This window comes from Bacillus cihuensis, assembly GCF_000504145.1.
Lineage (GTDB): Bacteria > Bacillota > Bacilli > Bacillales > DSM-1321 > Peribacillus > Peribacillus huizhouensis.
Map to the genome: position 1 here is coordinate 1 of NZ_AYSD01000038.1, position 970 is coordinate 970.

Sequence of the window (970 nt, forward strand, 5' to 3'; positions counted from 1 at the left end):
GGGCCAAATTGTTTAATAAAGAAATTTAGCAATCTAGAAGAAATTATTGATTGTTATGTGTGCTAAACTTGACTCTGCACATAACATTAATGAAAACTGCAAAGTATAATGTGACATCCCTCATGAACAAAGGAGAACTGAAAATGAGAAAACTCGTTCTATTTCTGCACGCATCGCTTGACGGTTTTGTAGAAGGGCCAAACGGTGAAATGGACATTGGCTGGGTTTCCTACGATTCTGATTTGGAGAAACACGCGAAAGAAATTCTGAGTACTGCCGACACTGTCATTTGGGGACGTGGGACTTATCAGATGATGCACAGTTACTGGCCATCTGTGCCTTCGAACCCATCAGCTTCGCAGTATGAACGGAATCATGCCGAGTGGATCGAAAAGACAGCCAAAATCGTTTTTTCCACGACGCTGGAGAAAGTCGAATGGAACAATTCCAGACTGGTGAAAGAAGATGTCGAGGAAGAGATCAAGAACCTCAAACAGCAGCCAGGCAAGGATATGGTCATCCTAGGCAGTCCTAGATTCGCACACTACCTTATGCAGCTTGATTTAATTGATGAGTATAAAATTACGGTTTCTCCCGTCCTGGTCGGCAGCGGGTTGCCGTTATTCCAAGGTCTCAAGGAGAAGATCAATCTTAAACTTATCGAAAACAAGACATTTGATTCTGGAGCCATAGGTCTCGTTTACCAGACGGGTAGATGACCTTGTCACCTAAAATAGATTACGCTAACCGGATTACGTTAGCACAATAAAAGCAGCGGCAGTCTAGGTCTTTCGAGTTCCTAGTCCGTCACTGCTTTTTTTACGAGTCAGTCTAATTCAGTTTGTCGGGTGATCGACAAACTTTATTTTTTAAACCAACACCAACCCCTTTTTCTTATTTTTAAGTAACAGGGGAACAATGGAAATTGTAATTGTATTATCTTGAAATCAAGTCTTCCATATAAGGGCGC

1 protein-coding gene is annotated in these 970 nt (G+C 41.9%); it reads left to right on the forward strand.

Annotated features, from left to right (window positions below):
* The first annotated feature begins 143 nt into the window (after positions 1-143).
* A complete protein-coding gene (locus V179_RS0105535) occupies positions 144-719 on the forward strand; it encodes a dihydrofolate reductase family protein (protein ID WP_028390183.1) in 576 nt (191 codons plus the stop codon).
* Positions 720-970: the final 251 nt, after the last annotated feature.

Coding starts and splice junctions, on each gene's coding strand:
- V179_RS0105535 (WP_028390183.1), top strand. CDS start 144: ATGAGAAAACTCGTTCTATTTCTGCACGCATCGCTTGACGGTTTTGTA.